The following is a 20,725-nucleotide window of genomic DNA, read 5'->3' as shown; positions in this document are numbered from 1 at the left end:
CCATGCTGGACGGCATGCACTACGACGCTTCCGGTCTCCAGGTCCTGTCCCGGCAGGAGTGCCTGGACCTGCTGGCCGCCGCGGAGATCGGACGAATCGTCTTCACCGATCGCGCTCTGCCCGCCGTCCAGCCGGTCAACTACGTGCTCGACGGCGAGAACATCGTCATCCGCACTGCCAAGGGTTCCAAGCTCGCCGCGGCGACCCGGCATGCCGTGGTCGCCTTCGAAGCGGACGAGTTCGACACGCACGAGCGCACCGGCTGGTCGGTCACGGCCGTCGGGCATGCCAGGGCCGTCCTCGAACCCGAAGAGATCAGCCGACTGGCCGCGCTGCCCCTGGAGCCGTGGGCGCCCGGCGGGCGCGACCACTACATCGTGGTAGCCGTCGAGCAGGTGACCGGCCGGCGGATCACAGCGGCACGTGCCAGCTGATCCGTGTCCCTCCCCCGCTAGGCGTCTCCAGCTCCACCGCGCCGCCCAGCTGCGCTGCGCGCTCCTCCAGGTTCCGCAGGCCGCTACGGCGCCCGGACTCGCCGATCCCGACGCCGTTGTCCTCCACCACAAGCGTCAGCTGCCCGTGCGCGACCTCGGCGGCCACGTCGGCGCGGCTCGCCTTGGCGTGCCGGACGACATTCGACAGGGCTTCACGCAACACCGCGAGCAGGTGCTCGGCGTGCCCGTCGGGGACCTGGTGATCCAGTTGCCCCTCCATGCGCAGGCCCGGCATGAAGCCCAGGTGGCCGCGGGCGCTCTCGACGAGATCCACGATCTGGGCGCGCAGGCTCGGCGCGCCGGGCTCACGCACGCCCTGCAGGGCGAAGATGGTCGAGCGGATCTGCCGGATCGTCACGTCCAGCTCGTCGATGGCGTGCTGTAGCCGGGTGGAGGCCTCCGGCCGGTCGACCAGGCGCACCGCGCTCATCAGCGTCATGGCGATGGCGAACAGCCGCTGGATGACCACGTCGTGCAGGTCCTTGGCGATCCGGTCGCGATCCTCCAGCAGGCCCAGGCGTTCGGCGTCCTTGCGGGCCTCGGCCAGCTCCAGCGCGATCGCCGCCTGACCGGCGAAGGCCTCGAGCATTTTCTGGTCACCACCGCTGAAGGGGATGCGGCCTGGCAGCTTGGCGAGCATGAGGGCCCCTCGTACGGCAGGGAGTGCTCCGAGCGGAACGACCAGGCCGGGGCCGAAGCCCAGCTGCTTCAAGGGGGAGTTGGCGTAGGAGGAGTTCTGCAGATTCCCCTCGCTCACGGACTCACCCCGGGTGAAGGCCACCCCGGCCAGGCTGCCCTCCATGGGGACGATCAGGTCCTCCGAAATGTCGCCGTCGGCGATCTCGACCTTCAGGCTCTCGCCGTCCGGTAGCAGGACGGCGGACAGGTCGGCGTCGGTCATCTGGCGGGCGCTGACCGCCATCATCTGCAGCACGTCGTGCGATTCGACGCCGGACAGCAGGCTCGTGGTGATCTCCGACGACGCTCGCAGCCACGTCTCGCGGCTGCGGGTCTCCTCGTACAGGCGGGCGTTCTCCACGGCGACACCGGCTGCGGTGGCCAGCGCGATGACGATCGCCTCGTCCTCCTCGTCGAACTCGGCGCCGCCGCGCTTCTCGGTCAGGTAGAGGTTGCCGAACACCTCGTCGCGCACCCGGATCGGCACGCCGAGGAAGCTGCCCATCGGCGGGTGACCGGGCGGGAACCCGTACGACTCGGGGTGGTCGGAGATGCGCGCCAGCCGCAGCGGCCGGGCATCCTTGATCAGCAGGCCGAGCAGCCCCAGGCCGTGCGGCCAGTGCTCGATCGCGGCGATCTCCTCCTCGCTCAGCCCGACCGGGATGAACTGCAGCAGCGTGTGCTCCTCGCCCACCACGCCGAGCGCGCCGTAGCTGGCATCGACGAGGTTCGTGGCGGTCTCCACGATCCGACGCAGCACCGTCTCCAGATCCAGGTCACTGCCGACCGACACCACCGCGTCCAGCAACGCGTGCACCCGGTCGCGGGTGGCCAGGACGGCGTTCAGCCGCACCTGCAGCTCCGACAGCAGTTCGTCCAGGCGCATGTTCGGCATCAACGGATTCGACACAGATCCGAGTCTCGCACCAAGAACGCGAAACGCCCATCCCGCTGGGGATGGGCGTTTCTCGCGCTCTCATCTACTTCACTTGAGGTACGGCTGGCGCACGTACTTGCCCAGCCCGAGCGTCTCGCCGGCGTTGGCCAGAGCCAGGCCGACCAGGACGATGGCGTAGACGATGTGGTCGTCCATGAACGGGTTGTTGGCCAGCGGCAGCTCGGCCGCCCACATGAGCACGAGCAGCAGGCCACCGGTCGCGGCCGCCACCCGGGTGCCGATGCCCAGGATCAGCGCCGCACCGATACCGAGCAGACCGGCCATGAACAGCCAGTCCACCCAGACCTGCCCGGCCAGACCCGAGAAGAAGCCGCCCAGGGCGTTCTCGCCGGTGCCCTTCAGGAACCCGGTCGTCGGGCTGCCGCCGTTGATCCAGGCGCGCTCGGCCGGAGTGGCGAAACCCCAGCCGAAGGTCTTGTCGAGGAACGCCCACAGGAAGATCCAGCCGAGGCTGATGCGGGCGGCGGCCCAGACGTAGTTGAGGGGGGTGGCCGGGGTCGCGGTGACGGTTGCACCGGCGTTCCGGCTGACGGTCGCGGTCATGATGTCCTCCTGTTCCTATGGCTCCATCTCACCGTTTCCGGCTCGGTACGGTTAGAGACCTTGGTCCCGGACTTCGAGGACCTCCGACAGCGGTCTCCGGACACCGGTGCTGTCGTCGAAGGTGATCCCGAGCCTCATGATCATCTGCGGGTGCCGGCCGCCGCACAGCTCGGTGCGCACCAGCTCGCGCATGGAGGGGAACTCCAAAGCCTGGGTGTGGAAGGCGGCGCTGATGCCGTACCCGGAGGCGTGCAGCAGGACCCGTTGCAGGGCCTGGCCGGTGGCGATCCAGGCCTGCCTGCCGTCATCGGTCGTGGTCAGCAACGTCACCATGCCGGGTGAGGTGGAGAAGCGCTGGTCGGTGTGCGCGCCCCAGCCGCGGCCCGCGCCGTAGTCACGCTGGGCGAAGGCCGGCTCCGTCCCCGGCTGCGCGTCTGGATAGCTCCCGGCGGGGACGCCGTCGTCGCGGCGGCTTCCCGGCGGCGCGGCCCATCGGATCAGCTCCAGGGTGAAGCGCCGGTCCACGGATTGCAGGGCCTGCGCGGCCGTGGTCAGCGCCGACAGGATCTGGATCGCGCGCGGATGCTCCACCGGCGTCAGCAGCGCGCCCTCCGCGGAGGCCTGCTGGACCAGCGCGTCCAGGACCTTCGTCGGGATGGGGAGCCGGGTGAAGCCCGCGCGATGCGTCCGGCGGCCGCGGATCTCGTTGCCGAGCCGCAGAGTGGACTCGTCGGGTGTGATCTGGTCGCCGAGGCTTACGATCGCCAGCAAGGCGGGCCTGTCGGGGTCGGGCAGCACCCGCACGATCGGCTCATAGCCCTTGCAGCGCAGCATCGTGCGCAGGGTGAACAGCGACGCTCCGCCGCTGATCAGCATCTGCCGGCCGGCCGGGTCGCTGACGCGCAGCCGGCGATCGCTGTCGGCCCGGACGCTGATCTCCTCACCCGCCACCACGAACGACCACGGCTGCGTGTTGTGCACCGAAGGCGCCCATCGGGCGGCGTCCAGCGCCTCGCGGATCGCGTCTGACCTGGTCACGGCGTCGCTTCTCATACCCTCCAGGACACCAGCCGCAGCCGGGATACTTGCAGGGTCGAAGGTCCTGTGACGGGGGGCCTTCAGTCCACGGGAACCACCACGACCGGGCAGCGAGCTTCGTCAAGCAGCCGACGGGCCGGTTCGCCGAGGTCTCCCGCGCCGGCCCGGCCGACCACCAGCAGGCTGCTCGTCCCGTCGAGCCGCCCGTGCTCGATCCCCGGGTACTGGTCTCGCCACCGGCCGAGCGCGGACTCCCCGGCGATTCTCAGGGTCAGGCGGCGCAGGGCGGCCTCACGGAAGGCGAACGCGGGCACGATGTCCGGAACGCCTTCTGGCGCGACCACCACGACCGGGCCGGGGTGGGCGGCTGCGGGGAGCGGCCCCGGTCCACGCACGACCACGACGGGGCAGCGGGCGCCGGCCGCCACCCGGGCGGCCACCGATCCGAGCGCCGCGCTGGGCGCGCCGGTGAGGCCGCGCGAGCCCACGACGACCAGTTCCGCCGATGCCGACAGCTCGACGAGCCTGTCGGCCGCGTCACCTTCGTACAGGTCGGTTTGCACGCGGGTCAGCGAGCTGGTGTGGCGTACGCAGTCGGCGCCGTGCCACAGCACGTGCTCGGCCGCCTTGCGCAGGTGGAGGACCGTGTCCCGGTCGGCCTCGCCGTACGGCCAGCGCCAGGCGTGGCACACGGTCAGCTCGGCCCGGCGCAGCTCGGCCTCGTCCATCGCCCAGTCCAGGGCCTGCATCGAGAAGTCGGAGCCGTCATAGCCGACCACGATGTCCATGTCAGTTCGCTCCTGTCCGATGGCTGACGCGCACTCCAGCCTGCGCTGATGCCACCGCCGTCCATAGAGGCGCTAGGCCCCCCGCTTCAGGACCTTGGTCCTCCAGGCCTTGTGCAGGGTGTCGGCCGTGAGCACCGCCGGGACGGCCAGAGCGGCCAGCGCCCACCCGGCAGGTGACGGGAAGGTGCCGCCGAGAGGCAGGACGAGGAAGAGCACCAGCATCGCCACCTCGAAGGCCAGAGCACCCAGGAGCAGGGGGTTGCCGCCCCACCGCACCCGTCCGACCCATCGTGACTCGCTGCGGCAGGCGAAGGCATTGGCGAACTGGCCCAGCACGACGGCCGCGAAGGCCGTCCCGGACGCGGAGGCGAGCAGGGCCGCGCCGGGCTCGGCGCCCAAGACCCAGCCGCCCAGCCAGAGCACGCTCGTGAACGCCGCCATCTCGGCCAGCGCCTGGGCCGGGCCCAGCACGCCGAAGACCCTCCTCAGCAGCCGCCGGTCGATGAGGTTTCCGCCCCGCGCCGGGCCGTTCATGGTGCGCGGGTTGGCGGGCTCGGCGCCGAGCGCGAGGGCGGGCAGCAGGTCGGTGCCGATGTCCAGGGCGAGTACCTGCAGCACGGTGATGGCGAGCGGGATCTGCCCGCCGGACAGCGCCCACACCACGAACGGCGTCAGCTCGGCGACGTTGTCGGTCAGGTGGTAGGTGAGGAAGCGGCGGATGTTGGCGTAGGTGGCGCGGCCCAGCTCGATCGCCGAGACGATGGTGGCGAAGTGGTCGTCGAGAAGCACCAGGTCGGCGGCCTCCCTGGCCACGTCGGTGCCGGAGTCGCCCATGGCGATGCCGATGTCGGCCTCCCGCAGGGCCGGACCGTCGTTCACGCCGTCGCCGGTCATGGCCACCACGTGGCCGCGCAACCGCAGGGCACGCGCGATGCGCAGCTTGTCTTCCGGGGTGACTCTGGCGATCACCACGCCGTCCCGGTCGACCAGCTCGCCCAGTTTCGCGTCATCGGAGGGCAGCTCGGTGACCACCGGGCCGTCCAGGCCGACGGCGCGAGCGATGGCGCGTGCCGTACTGGGATGGTCTCCCGTCACCATCGCCAGCTTGATGCCCGCGATCCGGCACTTCCAGATCGCCTCCGCGACGTCCTCGCGCGGCGGGTCCTCCAGTCCGACCAGGCCAAGTAGCGCGAGGTCCCGCTCCTGCTCGCCCTCACCCCTGGCCACCGCCAGCACGCGCAGGCCCCGCGCGCCCATCTCGGCCAGGATCCGCTCGGCCTGCGGGGGTACGGCGGCGCAAAGCGGCATAACGGCGTCCGGTGCGCCCTTGACGTGCAGCGACCCGCCCGCGACGACCGAGGTACGGCGCCGCACGGCGTCGAACGGCCGACGCCCGGAGATCTCCGCCTCGACGTCAACGCCTAGGCGGAGCGCTTCGACGTGCAGCGCGACCTCCATGGGGTCACCCACCGGCTTGCCGTCGCTCAGGCGTCCGGTGGAACTGAGCACAGCCGAGCGCAGCACCTCCTCGGGCATCCCCCAGATCTCGGCGACGGTCATCCGGTTGAGCGTGAGCGTCCCGGTCTTGTCGGTGCAGATGAAGGTGGCCGACCCGAGCGTCTCCACCGCCTCCAGGTGCCGGACGAGCGCCTTGCGTGCCGCCATCTTCTGGGCCGCGCGGGCCAGCGAGAGGGTCACCGTGGGCAGCAACCCCTCGGGTACGAGGGCGACCGTGACACCGAGGGCGAACAGGAAGCCGTTCGCCGGCTCCATGCCCATCAACATGGCCAGGCCGAAGAAGCCGGCGCCGACCCCGAGGGCGATCGCGGCCACGAATCTGACCACCTTGGCGAGCTGGATCGCCAGCGGGCTCGGCGGGCGGGAGGCCTGACGGGTCAGCGCCGCGATGGCGGCCAGCCGGGTTCGTGCCCCTGTCGCCACCGCGGACGCTTCAGCCTCGCCCTCCACCACGAAGGTGCCCGCGAAAACCGGTCCGCCCGGCGCCGGACGGACCGGCACGCTCTCCCCCGTGAGCATCGACTCGTTGACCGCCAGACCGCGCACCTCGACGAGCTCCAGGTCCGCCGAGATCCGGTCACCGGCCTCCAGCAGCACCACGTCGCCCACGACCAGCGCCGCCGCGTCCATCTGGACGCGCCTGCCGTCCCTGCGGACGACCGCCTTGGCGGGGATCAGGTCCGACAGGCGTTGTGCGGCACGATCGGCGCGGTATTCCTGGGCGAAGGCGAAGCCTCCGTTGAGCAGGACAACGATCACGATGGCCACGGCGAGCTGCGGCATGCCTGCCACGTAGGCAAGGCCCGCCGCGGCCCACAGCAGCAGAGCGAAGAAGTGCACCAGCTGGCGCAGCAGCAGGAGCACGGCACTGGGACGCCGGGTCGCGGGCAGCGTGTTGGGTCCGTCCGCCGCCAGCCGGGCGGCGGCTTCGGCGGAGGTGAGGCCGGGCATGGCCGTCGAGAGTCGCGTCATGCCCGCCACGTTCGTCACGGCTTGGGACGACGGGTAGGGGCTTTGGCCCCGACAACCGGCGCCTACCTGCTCCGAGTAGTCGCTCCGGGACCTTCGGCCCGCCCGCGCGGGCCCTACGGCTCTGCCTGCCTTCCCCTCCCTCCGCGAGGGTCGAGAGCAGGGAGGTGCGTCATGGTCACATCGCTCGCACGCCGTCTCGGCCTCGCTGCGGCCCAGGCGCCGTCGGTTCACAACACGCAGCCCTGGCGGCTGACGACGCCGCGTGGCGAGTTCGCCGAGCTCCACGCCGACTGGGACCGCTGGCTTCGGATCAGCGACCCGCGCGGCCGCTCGCTGCACGTCAGCTGCGGGGCCGCGTTGTTCAACGTCCGCCTGTCCGTACGGCTCGCGCGGCACAAGCCGCTCGTGTGGCTGCTGCCCTCCCCCGACGAGGAGCCCGAGGTGCTGGCCGCCGTCCGCGTGGCCGAGTCGGGCCCGCCCACCGAGGCCACCCTCGGCCTCTACCAGGCCATTCCGGTACGGCGCACGAACAGGCAGCCCTTCACCGCCCGGCGTATCCCGCCCCATGTGCTCGCCGAACTACGCGCCGCCGCGGCAGCCGAAGGAGCCTCGCTGCTGCGCCCCAGTCAGGAGACGCTGGACTTCGCCGCGCTCGCCGAGGACGAGCTCGCCCTCGACGCGGCCTACCAGGCCGAGCTGGCAACCGCCGCCATGCCCTCCTACGTGCACGGGCCGCAGGCCACCGGAAGCCCCGACCCCATCCGCGATTTCGGCCACCGCACCGGCGACGCCCGATTCGAGACCGAGCCCCAGCTTGCCGTCCTGGCCACTCCCGGTGACGGCCCTCTGGACTGGTTGCGGGCCGGGCAGGCGCTCCAGCGGGTGTTGCTGACCGCCACCGTCCACGGCATCTCGGCCTCCTTCCTCAACCAGCCGCTCGACCTGCGCGACATGCGCCGGCGCAACGACCCGCCGCACCGTGGCGGCCACCCACAGATGATCATGCGACTCGGTTACGGCCCCGCCGTACCTCGTGCACCCCGGAGGGCACTCGATGTATGACGTACTGCTCAGGGACGGCGGCATCGCCCAGGTGCGGCCGCTGCGCCCCGAAGACCGCCCGAGCCTGCACGACCTCGTCGAACGCACCTCGGAACGCTCCGCCTTCCTGCGGTTCTTCACCGGCGGCCGCTCCACGGCGCACCTCTACATGGACCGCATCACCGGAGACGGCTACCAGGGGCACGCCACCGTCGCCCTGATGAAAGGCCGCCTCGTGGCGGTCGCCGAGTACATCCCGAGCGGCCACGAGCGAGCCGATCTGGCGATCCTCATCGACGACTCCGCCCAGGGCCACGGTCTGGGCACGCTCCTGCTGGAGCACGTCGCCCTGGACGCCGCCGAGCACGGCGTGCGCCTGCTGGTGGCCGAGGTGCTGCCGGAGAACCGGCCCATGATCCGGGTCCTGCGCGATCTGGGCGCCGAGGTCGTGCAGCGCTTCGACCAAGGATTGGTCAACGTCCGCATCGAGGCCAAGCCGACCACCGGGTTGCGGGACAGGATCGAGCAGCGCGACCACGAGGCCGAGCGCGCGTCGCTGGCGCGGGTGCTGCACCCGAGCTCGGTCGCGGTGATCGGCGCGGGCCGTGACCCGTCGAGCGTCGGTCACCGGGTGGTCCGCAACCTGCGCGACGGCGGCTTCGCGGGGCCGATCCACCCGATCAACCCCCGCTCCGACACCTGCTACCCGGACCTGCGATCCGTGCCGGGACCGGTGGACCTGGCGGTCATCGCCGTCCCCGCCAGGCACGTGCTCGACGTGGCGAGGGACTGCGCCGAGGCGCAGGTCGCCGGCCTGGTCGTGCTGTCGGCCGGCTTCGCCGAGGCGGGCAACGGCGGCGAGGCCGAGCTGCTGAAGATCTGCCGGACCGCCGGCATGCGCCTGATCGGCCCCAACTGCCTGGGCATCCTGAACACCGCCATCGGCCTCAACGCCACCTTCCTGCCCCTCGAGCCGGCGCCCGGCAGGGTGGCGCTCATGTCGCAGTCCGGCGCGGTCGGCGCCGCCATCCTGGACCGGCTGCCGGTCTCCACCTTCGTCTCGGTCGGCAACAAGGCCGACGTCAGCGGCAACGACCTGCTGGAGTACTGGGAGGACGACCCGGACACCGACGTCATCGCGCTCTACCTGGAGTCCTTCGGCAACCCGCGCAAGTTCCTGCGCATCGCCGGGCGCGTGTCGGCCAAGAAGCCGATCCTGCTGGTCAAGAGCGGCCGGTCGGACTCGGGAGACCGCGCGGTGCGCTCGCACACCGCCGCTGCCGCCACACCGGACCTGGCCGTCGACGCTCTGGTCCGGGCCTCCGGAGTCATCCGCCTCGACAGCGTGGCCGAGCTCCTGGACACCGCCCGCCTGCTGTCCTCCCAGCCGCTCCCCCGCGGGCGGCGCGTCGCCATCATCGGCAACTCCGGCGGCCCCGAGGCCATGGCGGCCGACGCCTGCGAACGGCACGGCCTGATCGTGCCGGAGCTCACCTCCCGGAAGTTCAAGGCAGCGGCCGGAGCGGCTCTGGGCAATCCCGTGGACCTGACCGCCGAGGCTCCGGCCGAGCAGATCGGTGAGGCCATCGAGACGTTCGCCCCCGAGGTCGACGCGGTCCTCGTCGTCTACACCCCGCCCTTCGGCTCCGGGCTGGAGCGCACCCGCCAGGTGATCGCCTCGTGCCAGGTCGACGTCCCTGTCGTCGCGTGCGTCATCGGCCACGACGGCCTGATCGACGGCCGGGTGCCCAGCTATGCCTTTCCCGAGCAGGCTGTCGCGGCGCTCGCCCGCGCCGCGGACTACGCCGAGTCCCGCGGGCGCGTCACGGCGGCGAGCCTGCCGGAACCGAACCACGCCGCTCGTGACCTCGTACGCGAGGCGCTGAAGACTCATCCCGACGGCTGCTGGGCCGATCCTGCCCTGACGGCGCGGCTGCTGTCCTGCTACGGCGTCATGGTCGCCGAGACCATCGGCGTCGACGGGCCGGAGACCGCAGCGGAGGCCGCGGGCCTGATCGGGCTGCCGGCCGTCCTGAAGGCCACCGGCCCGGTGCACAAGAGCGACGTCGGCGGGGTGCGTCTCGGCCTGGGGACGCAGGAGGAGGTACGGCAGGCCTACCGGGAGATGGCCGCCTCCGTGCCCGGGATGACCGGCGCGATCGTGCAGCACCAGGTCCCGCCCGGCGTCGAGGTCATCGTCGGCGGCGTCTCCTACCCCGCCTTCGGCCCGCTGGTCATGGTCGGCATGGGCGGCGTCACCGCCGACCTCCTCGGCGACCGAGTCTTCCGCGTCCCGCCTCTCACCAGGGCCGAGGCCATCGAGATGATCGGCGAGCTGCGCTGCGCCCCGTTGCTGTACGGCTACCGCGGCAGCGCGCCCGCCGACGTCGAGGCCCTGGCCGACCAGGTCATGCGCGTCAGCAGGTTGCTCGACGACCTGCCCGAGGTCGCCGAACTCGACCTCAACCCGATCATCGTGAGCCCGCACGGCGCGGCGGCCGTCGACGTACGGATCCGGCTGGCGCCCTGCGAGGCACGCCCCTCACCCCTGCTGCGCCACCTGCGCTGAACCAAGGAGGAACAACCATGCGCACCAAGGTGAAAGACGTCATGACCCGTGAGGTCGTCTCGGTGGACGGCAGCACGCCGTTCAAGGACGTCGCCGAAGCGATCATCACCCACGAAGTGAGCTCCGTCCCCGTCCTGGACGCCGACGGGCGCCTCGTCGGCATCGTCTCCGAAGCCGACCTGCTCTACAAGGAGGAGTTCCGCGAACTGTTCTACCGCGAGGGATACCAGCCCCCGCTGCGTGTACGGCGACGCCACCGGGACGCCCCGCGCAAGGCGCTCGGCGACCACGCCTTCCAGATCATGACCACACCCGCGATCACCGTCGAAGCCGAGGCCTCGACCGTCGCCGCCGCCAGGCTCATGGACGAACACGGCGTCAAACGGCTGCCCGTCACCGACGCCGACGGCTGCCTGATCGGCATCGTCAGCCGCCGCGACCTGCTCAAGGTCTTCGTCCGGCCGGACGAGGAGATCGCCGGCGAGATCCGCGACGAGATCCTCGGCCGCGCACTGTGGGTCGACACCTCCCGCGTCAGCGTCAGCGTCCATGGCGGCATCGTGACCCTCAGCGGGCGCATGGACCGCCGCAGCGAGACCGAGATCGCCGCCCGCATGAGCGCACGAGTCAACGGCGTCGTCGATCTGATCAGCGAGCTCACCTGGTACGAGGACGACACACCCACCTGGGGCGGGAAGTAGCCATGCTCATCCGCGAGGTCATGACCGGACCGGTCGTCACCGTCCACCCCACCGACTCGGTACGGCACGCCATCCGGCTGCTCTACCAGCGCAACATCACCGCCGCCCCCGTCATCGACCGCACCGGACGCGTCGTCGGCGTCGTCAGCGAACTCGACCTGCTGCGCGGCGAGTTCGAACCCGACCCCCGCGCCCACGCGCTCCCCGTCCACGGCCTCGACGAACCACCTCCACGCACCGTCGCCGAGGTCATGACCAGCCACGTGATCACCGTCTCCGAGACCACCGACGTCACCTACGCCGTCGACCTCATGGTCGGCAAGCGGATCAAGAGCCTGCCGGTGACCCGTGGCGACAAGCTGGTCGGCATCGTCAGCCGCCGCGACCTGATGGGCATGCTCGCCCGTCCGGACGAGGACCTGCGCGACGACGTCACCGCCGCACTGCGGGAGCAGTACCCCTTCGGGCCCCGCTGGGAGATCGACGTCCACAACGGCATCGCGGAACTCAGCGGCCAGAGCAACCCCTACGCCGACAGCATCGCCGACGTCATCGCCAGAACCGTGCCCGGCATCGTCCGGGTCAGGCACAGGAGAATTCCATGAGAGTCAAGGTCAACGACGTGATGACCTGCGAGGTCGTCGCCGTCAACGAGAAGGCCGCCTTTCACACGGTGGCCGAGTTGCTCATCCAGACGTCGGTCAGCGGCGTGCCCGTCATCGACGCGGACGACCACGTCGTCGGCGTGATCTCCGAGGCCGACCTGCTCCGCAAGGAGGAGTTCAAGCAGCAGTACTACGGCGACGACTACCGCCCGCCCCTGCGCGCGCGGCTGCGGCATCTCACCGACCACGAGCGCGGCGGCTACGACAAGTCCCTCGGCGAGACGGCGCGCGATCTGATGACCTCCCCCGCCGTGGTCACCATCCGGGACACGCCCGTCGTGGCCGCCGCCCGCCTGATGGACCGGCACGGCATCAAGCGCCTGCCCGTCGTCGACGCCGACGGCAAGCTGATCGGCATCGTCAGCCGCCGCGACCTGATCCGGGTCTTCGTCCGCGACGACCAGGCCATCAAGGAGGAGGTGGTCCGCGGTCTGCCCCTGCACGCCGTCGCCAAGATCGACGTTGCGGTGGCAGACGGCATCGTGACCCTGACCGGACAGGTCGACAAGTACAGCCAGGCTCTCTTCGCCGCCCGTCACGCGGAGAACGTGGACGGCGTCGTCGGCCTGCGAGACGAGCTGGGCTGGAAGACGAACGACCTGGCACAGAACTATCCGATGTACGGAGGAGCGTGACATGAAAGCACTCGTCTACCACGGCCCCGGTGAACGTTCCTGGCAGGACGTGCCGAAACCGCGGATCCAGGCTGCGACCGACGCGATCGTCCGCGTGGACGCCGTCACCATCTGCGGCACGGACCTGCACATCCTGAAGGGTGACGTGCCCACCGTCGGACCCGGTCGTGTCCTCGGCCACGAGGCCGTGGGCACCGTCGTCGAGGCCGGCCCCGGCTCGGACCGTAAGCCCGGAGACCGGGTGCTCGTGTCCTGCATCACGGCGTGCGGGCGCTGCCGCTACTGCCGTACCGGCTCCTTCGGGCAGTGCCTCGGTGGAGGCGGCTGGATCCTCGGCCACCGCATCGACGGCGTGCAGGCGGAGTACGTCCGCGTGCCGTACGCCGACACCTCCACCCACCTCGTGCCCGAAGGGGTCAGCGACGAGCACGTGCTCATGCTCGCCGACATCCTGCCGACGTCCTACGAGGTCGGCGTGCTCAACGGCCGCGTGGCGCCGGGCGACACCGTGGTCGTCGTGGGCGCAGGGCCCATCGGCCTGGCGGCCGTCTCCGCCGCCCGCCTCTTCTCCCCCGGCCGGATCATCGCGGTGGACCTGGCCGAGTCCCGGCTCGAGGCGGCCACGCGGTTCGGCGCGGACACCGTGATCAAGGACGATCCGCTCCAGCGGGTCGCCGACCTCACCGCGGGTCTGGGCGCCGACGTCGCCATCGAGGCGGTCGGCGTACCGGAGACCTTCGAGCTGTGCACGCGCCTGGTCCGGCCGGGCGGGCACGTCGCCAACATCGGCGTCCACGGCAAGCCGGCCACGCTGCACCTGGAGGACCTCTGGATCCGCAACCTCACGATCACGACCGGGCTCGTGGACACGTATTCGACGCCCACCCTCCTCTCGATGATCGCCGCCGGGCGTATCGACGCCTCCCCGTTCATCACCCATCGTTTCGCGATGGAGGAGATGGAGAAGGCCTACGAGGTGTTCTCCGCACCGCAGGAGACGGGCGCGCTGAAAGTCGTGCTGACCCGGGCCTGACCAGGGCCGTCCGCGAGCACCGGCCCGGACCGGAGAACCGAGGAAGGGACCAAAGCCTCTCCCGCCGGTCACGGTCCATGACGCACTCTCGATGCAGAGCTCGGGATTGGAGAGCGCCGTGCAGAAACCACCGCCCAACGGTCCGCGCATCATCGTCGGTGTGGACGATTCGCCCGGCGCCCGGTGGGCGCTGGCCTGGGCCCTCGGCGAAGCGCGCCTGCGCCGCCTGCCACTGCACCTGGTCCACGCCTACCAGCAGACCGTCAGCCCGGCCGGCGGTCCCTGGCTGTCGACCGGCGCCGCGGCGGCCCAGGCCACCGCGGCCGCCATGATCGCGCGCCTGCTCAAGGAGGTCGCCGGAGGGCAGCTCCAGGATGTCGAGGTCTCCGCCAGCGTTCGGCCGGGTGCGGCGGGGCCTGTCCTCGCCGAACTGTCCAGGAGCACCGATCTGCTGGTCGTGGGGAGAGAGTCGGGGACCGTTGCGGGCTACTGCCAGCGTCGTTCCACCGCCACAATCGTCTCGGTCGCTACGCCGCTTCCGCCCGCCCCCGCGACCGATGAGAAACGTCGAAGCCTCCTCCGGCGCCCGTTCAAACGCAACGCGGGGTCCGGCTCCGGCGAGCAGCTCGGCGCGTCATAGGTACACCGGGAGGACCTACATCCCTGGCGGCTCACAGCGGTCCGCCAGGCGCTGAAGTCATGCGACGCGTGGACAAGCAACCGCGACAGGCGCCCATCGGGGCGGACGTCCATCTCCTACGACTGGGCCGCGGGCCGACCGCGTCGAACGTCTACCTCGTCGGCTCGGGCGAAAGCTGGATCCTCATCGACACCGGCTGGGCGCATAAGGCCAAGCAGATCCGTTCGGCCGCGGAGGCGCACTTCGGTCCCGGCACGCGCCCGGCCGCCATCATCGTCACTCACGTGCACCCCGACCATTCGGGGTCCGTTCTCGACCTGGCGCACATGTGGAACACGCCGGTCTACGCCCACCCGGCCGAGTTCCCGGCGGCCGGTGGAGGCGTCCTGCCGGAGTACGCCAACCCGCTCAAATGGACGTCGGGACGACCACGATGGTGAAGTCCACGGCAAGCGGGATGAGCACCGTGGCGAAGACAGCTCGTGCACGTGGCGGAAGGAGACGATGGCGGCGATCCCAGCCAGTAGACCGACACCGGCTATCGTCGTTTCCTGGATACGACGTACCGAGGAAGCCCGGGGATCATCACACCCCATCCAGGGTGATGCCTTCGCAGGCCAAACGGGCATAGTGATTCGGTTCAAAGCCTCGCCATCCTCGTCCGCATCATGGAGCAGGCGGTTCGCGACGCCATCATCGACCGCAACCCCGCCAAGGTCACTGGCTGGCTGAGCGAGTACAAGAAGTTCGAGGACGAACTCGACGACCCCAGAACACTCTCGCTCCCAGTGAAGTTCGCCGCCTCTACGGCCGCGCGCATCGGCGAAGTCTCAGGGGTTCGCGTGGCCGATATCGACACCACCTCCTGGACCTGGACAGTCCACAGACAGACGACACCCAGCCCTGGCGGCTTGGTCGACAAGGGCACCAAAGGCAAGCGAGCCAGGAAGGTGCCCATCATCGCCGAGGTGCGCGAGCTCGTCCCGGATCGCATCGCGGCGACGGACCGGGATCCGGCGGCCCGCCTGCTCACGGGGCCGCGTGGGGGACGGATCAGCACCGCGATCCTCCGCAACGCCACTCACTGGGACGAGGTGGTCACCAAACTCGGCTAAGAACACCCTCCGCCGCCACGACCGTCGCCACACCGGGCTCACCTGGATGGCCGGTGCCGGGGTACCGCTCCACTACTCCCGCAAGATCGCCGGCCACGGCTCGCTCACCACCACGCAGCGCTACCTCCACCCGACCGCGACGCCATCGCCGCAGGAACGGCTCCGGATCTTGGTCCCAAACTGAAGGCGGACTGAATGATCACCACAACGGCCCCGACAAACAGAAAGGCCGGTCCACCTGGGCTTTCACCCTCGGCGACCGGCCTGTTCCAACCGTCGGGACGACAGGATTTGAACCTGCGACCCCTTGACCCCCAGTCAAGTGCGCTACCAAGCTGCGCTACGTCCCGGTTGTGTCTCCGGCCGCTCTTCGCGGCGGGACGTCATAACCTTAGCGCACATCGGAGGCGCCTGCGCACACTCGTGGGCCCGGAGCGGAGGTGGCTGGTGGGCCGGAGGGCGGCGGTCGACAGGGGGGAACTGGCGAGGCTGGTCGCCGAGGGGCGGACGGTGCGGGAGCTGGCCGAGCACTTCGGGGTGAGCGAGTCGGGCGTGCTCCAGGCCAAGCGTGCCGCCGGGCTGTCGAAGCCGATGATGGACCACAGCGCCGCGCTGCCCTGGAAGCTGGCCAGGCAGCACGCGCAGAGCGGCCCGGCGACGAATCTGCGGAATCTGTCCGCGATCGCCCAAGGGGGGCCGGTGACGCGGGAGAAGGAGAACACGGCGGTGCGCTGGGCGCGGCGGCTGGTGGATCAGGGGCTGGACGTCGATTACGACCCCGTGGAGGGGTTTCGTGAGGTGGCGGCCGGGGCTGAGGGCTCGCACGTGGCGCGGGTGCTGGATGAGGCGTTGAAGGTGCTGCAGGAGCGCTGACGGCGGGGCTCTCGGGCGTTTCGACCTCGAGCGGGAGGGCAGTCGCCGGGTCACGAAAGAGATGACCGGAGGCGCAGATATGTCCGCTGAGACCTTGATCTGGGTGGCCGTCGTCGTGGTCGCGGTGGTGGCGATCGCCGCAGTCGGCTATGTCGTGCTGCAGCAGCAACGCCGTAACCGCCTCCGCACGAGGTTCGGCCCCGAGTACGACCGCCTGATGTCGGAGTCGGAGAACCGGCGGCAGGCCGAGCAGGAACTCATCGCTCGCGAGCAGCGGTTCGACGAGCTCGACATCCGGCCGCTCGACGAGCAGAGCCGTGGCAATTACGCCAAGCGGTGGAACGAGGTCCAGGAGCGGTTCGTCGACGCGCCTGGGTTCGCGGTGACCGAGGCCGACCAGCTGGTGACGGCGGTGATGGCCGAGCGCGGTTACCCCACCGACGATTTCGAGGAGCGGCTGTCCACCCTGTCGGTGGGCCACGGCGCGACCCTCGACCACTACCGCAGCGCGCATGAGATCAGCAGCCGCGCCGCTCGCAAGGAGGCCTCGACCGAGGACCTGCGGCAGGCGATGGTGCACTATCGCGCGTTGTTCCAGGAGCTGCTCGACGAGACGCCGGCCAATGACCATCACCGCAAGTCGGCCAACGGCCACGCGACCCCCCACCCTCGAGAAGCGGGACGTGACGATCGATGATGATGAATGACAGGAAGACGGCCGAAGAGGCACTGAGAGACAACGATCCGGACGTGGGCCACGAAGAGGCTCATCGGCACGGTACGCACCCATATCAGCACGGCACCGGTGACGGGGACGAGCGCCGGGACATCACGACCGATCCCGAGGGGCAGGGCTTCACGGGCGACCGGCCGAATGATGTCGACGACGCGGCGGCTCATGACACCGCCCATGACGCCGCCCACGACGGCGTTCATGCCGCCCACGATGGCGTCCATGGGGATCGGGTGCACGGATCCGATGACCGGCTTGGTGGCGGCGAGCGGCATGACGAGGCGGGTGTCCTGGGCGACCACCGCGACGGGCTTCACGACGAGACCGACAACGACCGCGACCGGCACCTGCAGGACGTGACCGACAACGACCGTGACCGGCACTTGCAGGACGTGGCCGACGATGACCGTGACCGGCACTTGCAGGGCGTGGCCGACGACGACCGCGACGGGCACCTTCACGGCGACCCCGGCAACGACCGCGGCGGACTGCACGACGGCGTCGGCGCCACCGTCGACCACCACGACGACCTGCAGGGCGACCGCGACGAGCTGCTGGTCCCGAGCCAGCGCACCGCCGACGTCACCCCCGGCGTCACCCCCGCCGGCTCCCCCGGCGACGTGCTGATCGCCACGGACGCGCAGGAGCACGTCCCCGCGCACGCCGTGCCGTACCAGGGACAGACCCAGCCCCAGAACCTGGAGCTGTTCGAGCAGGACACCACCCAGCTGCGCGAACGCTGGCGCGACGTGCAGTCGGGCTTCGTCGACGAGCCCCGCGAGTCGGTGGAGCGCGCCGACCAGCTGATCGACGAGGTCGTCACGTCGCTGACGACCGCCCTGTCGACGCGCACGAACGAGCTGCGCGACAGGTGGAAGAACACGGACGACAACGACACCGAGCAGCTGCGGCTGGCGCTGCGTGACTACAGGCAGGTGCTGGAGCGGCTGATGTCGCTGTCGGGCACGGAAGGGCGGTAACCGATGCTGGCCATCGTCGCGGCGATCATCTTCGGTATCGGGTTCCTGATGGACCTGATCGGGGCGCAGATCGCGGGGATCTCGAACACCTCGTTCATCCTGCTGGGCCTGGCTCTGCTGGCACTGCACCAGGCGGGCATCGGCACGGCGAGTGTGCGGAGTTACGGCGGCTGGCGCGGCCGTAACCGTACCCGCAGGTAGGAGACACAAGTCAAGCCAAGCGGCCACCTCCGAGCAGGGGGGTGGCCGCTTTCCCGTGTGCGGAGGAGGTCACTTGTCGCGGGTGGCCAGCTCGAACTCCCTGCGCGGCTCGCTCAGCGCTCCCAGCGCGACGATCTCGCGCCGGAAGAACAGCGCCAGTGTCCAGTCGATGAGCACCCGCACCTTCCGGTTGACGGTCGGCACCCGCGACAGGTGGTAGGTCCTGTGCACGAACCACGCCAGCGGCCCCCGCAGCCGGCGCCCGTAGATCTGGGCGACGCCCTTGTGCAGCCCGAGGCTGGCCACCGACCCGGCGTAGGCGTGCCGGTAGTCGCCCATCTTCCCGCCGCGCAGGTGGGCCAGGACGTTGTCGGCCAGGACCTTGGTCTGGCGTACGGCGTGCTGGGCGTTGGGGGCGGTGTACTCGCCGGGGTTGGTCAGGTCGGGTACGGCGGCGCAGTCTCCGGCGGCGAACACGCCGTCGACCCCTTCGACGGTCAGCCGCGAGGTGGCCTTGACGCGTCCCTTGGCGTCGATGGGCAGGTCGCTGTGGCGCACGATGGGGTGCGGTTTGACGCCGGCCGTCCAGACGAGGGTGGCCGCGTCGAACTCGGTGCCGTCGTCGAGGACGATGCGCCCGTCCTTGGCCGACTCCAGCTTGGTGCCGAGCCGTACGTCGATGCCGCGGGCCCTCAGCTGCTCCAGGGTCCACCGGCCCATCTCGGGCCCGACCTCGGGCAGGATGCGGTCGGTGGCCTCGATGAGGTACCAGCGCAGCTCGTCGGCCTTGAGCTCGGGGTAGTAGCGCAGCGCGTCGTGGGCCATGTCCTCCAGCTCGGCCAGCGCCTCGACGCCCGCGAAGCCGGCGCCGACGAAGACGAAGGTGAGCGCCTCGCGCCGTACGGCCTGGTCGGTAGTGGAGGCGGCGAGCTCCAGCTGGGCCAGAACGTGGTTACGCAGGTGGATGGCCTCTTCGACGGTCTTGAAGCCGATGCCGCACTCGGCCAGTCCGGGGATGGGCAGCGTGCGCGAGACGGAGCCGGGCGCCACGATGAGCACGTCGTACTCGATCTTGCGTGACTCGCCGCGGTGGGGCGAGAAGTCCACGGTACGGCCGGCGACGTCGATGGCGGTCGCCCAGCCGCTGAGCAGGGTGCACCGGTTGAGCACGCGGCGCAGGGGCACCACGACGTGACGCGGTTCCAGGTTCCCCGCCGCCGCTTCGGGCAGGAAGGGCTGGTAGGTCATGTAGGAGTCGGCGTCGATGACGGTGACGCGCGCCTCACCGCGCCTCAGCTTTCTTTGCAGGCGCAGCGCGGTGTACATACCCACGTAGCCGCCGCCCAGGATCAGGATGCGAGGACTCATGCCCTCACCCCTTCCCGGCGAAGCGCATGGTTACCGCGCTGCCCTCCGATCCGCTCGTGAAGGAGATCTCGGTGGCCAGCAGCCTGGCGACCCACAGGCCCATGCCGCTGGTGGCGTAGGGCCCGGGCCGCCGGTCTTCCGGCGGGGTCCACGACCCGGTGTCGTGGACCTCCACCAGCAGGCTGCCGTCCTCGATCCAGAGGCGCAGGTGGGCGGTGTGGTGCTCGCCGTGGGTGACGGCGTTGGTCGCGACCTCGTTGACGGCGATCACCACGTCTTCGATGACGGCTTCTGCCATGCCCAGTCTGCGAGCCGACTCCTCCGTGAGTTGCCGGACTCGGGGCAGGTCTGCCAGCCGGAATGCCAGTGAGTGCACTCCAGCAGGCGGGCAAGGGATACCGTCCATGTGCTGTATTAGCCGACCAGCTCCGCCCGAAGCTGGTCAAGTACCTTCCGCAGGATTCTGGAGACGTGCATCTGTGATATTCCGAACTCCGCCGCGATCTCGGCCTGTGTCATGTTGCCGAAGAAGCGCAGCAGGAGGATGTTCTTCTCCCGGTGCGGGAGGGCGTCGATGAGGGGACGCACGGCCTCGGCGTCGATCAGGGTGCCGAGCGTGTCGTCGTCCTCGGGGATGACCTCGCCGAGCGAGGCGGCGTCGTCGTCGGAGCCCATGGGGGCGTCGAGCGACAGGGTGCTGTAGGCGGCGGAGGCGTCGAGCGTGAGCAGGACCTCCTCCTCGCTGATGTTCATTCTGGCGGCCAGTTCGGCCACCGTCGGGGAACGCCCGAGGTCCTGCGACAGGTCGGAGACCAGCCGGTTGAGCTCGGAACGGCGTTCCTGGTAGAGGCGGGGTACGCGGATGGCCCAGGTTCGGTCACGGAAGTGACGCTTCACCTCGCCGGTCATGGTGACGACGGCGTAGCCCCTGAAGGCGTGGCCGAGCTCGGCGTCGAATCCGTTGATGGCCTTCATGAGGCCCACGTAGGCGGCCTGGAGCAGGTCTTCCAGGGGCTCGCCGCGGTAACGGTAGCGACGGGCGATCTCCATGGCCAGGGGACGGTGCATCTCGACGATGCGCTCCCGCAGCCTCTCACGGTCGTAGTCGGAGATCTCCGGACGGTTCATGTCGGCCAGCAGGTCTTCGGCCGTCATCTCTTCGAGCTCTCGCAGAAGCATTCT

The 20,725-nt window shown here is 70.3% G+C and carries 23 protein-coding genes and 1 tRNA gene; 15 read left to right on the top strand and 9 right to left on the bottom strand.

Annotated features, from left to right (window positions below):
- The first annotated feature begins 14 nt into the window (after positions 1–14).
- Entirely contained in the window at positions 15–434 is a 420-nt protein-coding gene (locus HNR30_RS06525; protein WP_181608704.1) for a pyridoxamine 5'-phosphate oxidase family protein, read from the top strand.
- Here HNR30_RS06525 and HNR30_RS06520 read toward each other — a convergent pair.
- The 5 genes from HNR30_RS06520 to HNR30_RS06500 all read right to left on the bottom strand — a co-directional run bounded on the left by HNR30_RS06520 (position 412) and on the right by HNR30_RS06500 (position 6,989).
- Positions 412–2,067 carry a sensor histidine kinase gene (locus tag HNR30_RS06520; protein WP_181608987.1) on the bottom strand — a complete coding sequence of 552 codons (1,656 nt, stop codon included), beginning with the start codon at positions 2,065–2,067 and terminating at the stop codon, positions 412–414. The two genes, HNR30_RS06525 and HNR30_RS06520, sit on opposite strands and share 23 nt — an antisense overlap.
- Before the next feature lie 90 nt (positions 2,068–2,157).
- The gene (locus HNR30_RS06515) at positions 2,158–2,673 is read right to left on the bottom strand and encodes a DoxX family membrane protein (protein ID WP_181608703.1); all 516 of its coding nucleotides are present in this window, start codon (positions 2,671–2,673) and stop codon (positions 2,158–2,160) included.
- Between the two features lie 51 nt (positions 2,674–2,724).
- Positions 2,725–3,726 (bottom strand): Acg family FMN-binding oxidoreductase, encoded by a 1,002-nt coding sequence (locus HNR30_RS06510; protein ID WP_181608702.1) that lies wholly within the window; start codon positions 3,724–3,726, stop codon positions 2,725–2,727.
- A gap of 65 nt (positions 3,727–3,791) precedes the next feature.
- Positions 3,792–4,499 carry a universal stress protein gene (locus HNR30_RS06505; RefSeq protein WP_181608701.1) on the bottom strand — a complete coding sequence of 236 codons (708 nt, stop codon included), beginning with the start codon at positions 4,497–4,499 and terminating at the stop codon, positions 3,792–3,794.
- Between the two features lie 72 nt (positions 4,500–4,571).
- Positions 4,572–6,989 carry a cation-translocating P-type ATPase gene (locus HNR30_RS06500; protein ID WP_181608700.1) on the bottom strand — a complete coding sequence of 806 codons (2,418 nt, stop codon included), beginning with the start codon at positions 6,987–6,989 and terminating at the stop codon, positions 4,572–4,574.
- 171 nt (positions 6,990–7,160) lie between these two features.
- Here HNR30_RS06500 and HNR30_RS06495 point away from each other — a divergent pair, with 171 nt between their 5' ends.
- The 10 genes from HNR30_RS06495 (at position 7,161) to HNR30_RS50600 (ending at position 15,572) form a co-directional block, all read left to right on the top strand.
- Positions 7,161–8,051, top strand: coding sequence for an Acg family FMN-binding oxidoreductase (locus HNR30_RS06495; RefSeq protein WP_181608699.1), 891 nt, complete (start codon positions 7,161–7,163; stop codon positions 8,049–8,051).
- Positions 8,044–10,599 carry a bifunctional acetate--CoA ligase family protein/GNAT family N-acetyltransferase gene (locus HNR30_RS06490; protein WP_181608698.1) on the top strand — a complete coding sequence of 852 codons (2,556 nt, stop codon included), beginning with the start codon at positions 8,044–8,046 and terminating at the stop codon, positions 10,597–10,599. The genes HNR30_RS06495 and HNR30_RS06490 overlap by 8 nt, the downstream gene beginning before the upstream one ends.
- Positions 10,600–10,616: 17 nt before the next feature.
- Positions 10,617–11,300, top strand: coding sequence for a CBS domain-containing protein (locus tag HNR30_RS06485; RefSeq protein WP_181608697.1), 684 nt, complete (start codon positions 10,617–10,619; stop codon positions 11,298–11,300).
- Positions 11,301–11,302: 2 nt separating this feature from the next.
- Positions 11,303–11,905 carry a CBS domain-containing protein gene (locus tag HNR30_RS06480; RefSeq protein WP_181608696.1) on the top strand — a complete coding sequence of 201 codons (603 nt, stop codon included), beginning with the start codon at positions 11,303–11,305 and terminating at the stop codon, positions 11,903–11,905.
- Complete coding sequence (locus HNR30_RS06475; protein ID WP_181608695.1) at positions 11,902–12,600, top strand: CBS domain-containing protein; 699 nt, start codon at positions 11,902–11,904, stop codon at positions 12,598–12,600. The genes HNR30_RS06480 and HNR30_RS06475 overlap by 4 nt, the downstream gene beginning before the upstream one ends.
- Position 12,601: 1 nt before the next feature.
- Positions 12,602–13,633, top strand: a complete 1,032-nt coding sequence (locus HNR30_RS06470) for a zinc-dependent alcohol dehydrogenase family protein (protein ID WP_181608694.1) — start codon at positions 12,602–12,604, stop codon at positions 13,631–13,633.
- Between the two features lie 91 nt (positions 13,634–13,724).
- Positions 13,725–14,273 (top strand): universal stress protein, encoded by a 549-nt coding sequence (locus HNR30_RS06465; RefSeq protein WP_246377185.1) that lies wholly within the window; start codon positions 13,725–13,727, stop codon positions 14,271–14,273.
- 68 nt (positions 14,274–14,341) lie between these two features.
- Positions 14,342–14,713 carry an MBL fold metallo-hydrolase gene (locus HNR30_RS06460; RefSeq protein WP_220133185.1) on the top strand — a complete coding sequence of 124 codons (372 nt, stop codon included), beginning with the start codon at positions 14,342–14,344 and terminating at the stop codon, positions 14,711–14,713.
- A 228-nt stretch (positions 14,714–14,941) separates the two neighbouring features.
- A complete protein-coding gene (locus tag HNR30_RS06455; protein WP_220133184.1) occupies positions 14,942–15,388 on the top strand; it encodes a site-specific integrase in 447 nt (148 codons plus the stop codon).
- On the top strand, positions 15,315–15,572 hold the full coding sequence (locus tag HNR30_RS50600; RefSeq protein ID WP_220133183.1) for a tyrosine-type recombinase/integrase: 258 nt from the start codon (positions 15,315–15,317) through the stop codon (positions 15,570–15,572). The genes HNR30_RS06455 and HNR30_RS50600 overlap by 74 nt, the downstream gene beginning before the upstream one ends.
- Before the next feature lie 92 nt (positions 15,573–15,664).
- On the opposite strand, the gene HNR30_RS06450 is transcribed toward HNR30_RS50600, so the two are convergent.
- Positions 15,665–15,738, bottom strand: a tRNA-Pro gene (locus HNR30_RS06450).
- A 97-nt stretch (positions 15,739–15,835) separates the two neighbouring features.
- Here HNR30_RS06450 and HNR30_RS06445 point away from each other — a divergent pair.
- The 4 genes from HNR30_RS06445 to HNR30_RS06430 all read left to right on the top strand — a co-directional run bounded on the left by HNR30_RS06445 (position 15,836) and on the right by HNR30_RS06430 (position 18,175).
- Positions 15,836–16,261 carry a hypothetical protein gene (locus HNR30_RS06445; RefSeq protein ID WP_181608691.1) on the top strand — a complete coding sequence of 142 codons (426 nt, stop codon included), beginning with the start codon at positions 15,836–15,838 and terminating at the stop codon, positions 16,259–16,261.
- A 79-nt stretch (positions 16,262–16,340) separates the two neighbouring features.
- Positions 16,341–16,958 (top strand): SurA N-terminal domain-containing protein, encoded by a 618-nt coding sequence (locus HNR30_RS06440; protein ID WP_246377183.1) that lies wholly within the window; start codon positions 16,341–16,343, stop codon positions 16,956–16,958.
- Between the two features lie 269 nt (positions 16,959–17,227).
- Positions 17,228–17,974: a hypothetical protein gene (locus HNR30_RS06435; protein ID WP_181608690.1), complete on the top strand. Its 747-nt coding sequence runs from the start codon at positions 17,228–17,230 to the stop codon at positions 17,972–17,974.
- 3 nt (positions 17,975–17,977) lie between these two features.
- Positions 17,978–18,175, top strand: a complete 198-nt coding sequence (locus HNR30_RS06430; RefSeq protein WP_181608689.1) for a hypothetical protein — start codon at positions 17,978–17,980, stop codon at positions 18,173–18,175.
- A gap of 69 nt (positions 18,176–18,244) precedes the next feature.
- On the opposite strand, the gene HNR30_RS06425 is transcribed toward HNR30_RS06430, so the two are convergent.
- Genes HNR30_RS06425 through HNR30_RS06415 form a run of 3 tightly spaced genes read right to left on the bottom strand, consistent with a single transcriptional unit; the run spans position 18,245 to position 20,722 of the window.
- Entirely contained in the window at positions 18,245–19,543 is a 1,299-nt protein-coding gene (locus tag HNR30_RS06425; RefSeq protein ID WP_181608688.1) for an NAD(P)/FAD-dependent oxidoreductase, read from the bottom strand.
- Positions 19,544–19,547: 4 nt separating this feature from the next.
- Positions 19,548–19,949, bottom strand: coding sequence for an ATP-binding protein (locus tag HNR30_RS06420; RefSeq protein WP_281389487.1), 402 nt, complete (start codon positions 19,947–19,949; stop codon positions 19,548–19,550).
- Between the two features lie 8 nt (positions 19,950–19,957).
- Positions 19,958–20,722 carry a SigB/SigF/SigG family RNA polymerase sigma factor gene (locus HNR30_RS06415; protein WP_181608686.1) on the bottom strand — a complete coding sequence of 255 codons (765 nt, stop codon included), beginning with the start codon at positions 20,720–20,722 and terminating at the stop codon, positions 19,958–19,960.
- Positions 20,723–20,725 lie beyond the last annotated feature (3 nt).

It is taken from the genome of Nonomuraea soli, assembly GCF_013761175.1.
Classification (GTDB): Bacteria; Actinomycetota; Actinomycetes; order Streptosporangiales; family Streptosporangiaceae; genus Nonomuraea; species Nonomuraea soli.
The sequence above is the reverse complement of the archived record's forward strand: the minus strand, read 5'-3'. Positions and strand labels throughout refer to the sequence as shown.